Here is a 316-nt window from a genome sequence, read left to right on the forward strand (position 1 = left end):
TCCCGTCGACGCTCCCGCGGGCGACGATTCGCCCCTCGTTCATCACGACGACGCGGTCGCAGACGGACTCGACGTGGTAGAGGTTGTGCGCGGAGAAGACGACGGTCTTCCCGGCGGCGCGGAGCTCGCGGGTGAACTCCAGCACGGAGTTCGTCGTCACCGGGTCGAGCCCCGAGGCCGGCTCGTCGTACACGAGCACGTCCGGGTCGTTGACCAGCGACCGCGCGATGGCGACCTTGCGTTTCATCCCCTTCGACATGTCTCCGAGCCGGCGCTCGCGGTGGTCGAGTTCGAGCCGGTCGAGCGCGGCCGCGAT

At 69.3% G+C, this 316-nt stretch carries 1 protein-coding gene; it reads right to left on the reverse strand.

All coding sequences use genetic code 11. The annotated features are described in order from the left end of the window. Positions 1-316, reverse strand: a 316-nt coding sequence (locus DJ75_RS12060) for an ATP-binding cassette domain-containing protein (RefSeq protein ID WP_254921978.1), incomplete at both ends; no start/stop codon positions are given.

The organism is Halorubrum sp. Eb13, assembly GCF_002252895.1.
Lineage (GTDB): Archaea > Halobacteriota > Halobacteria > Halobacteriales > Haloferacaceae > Halorubrum.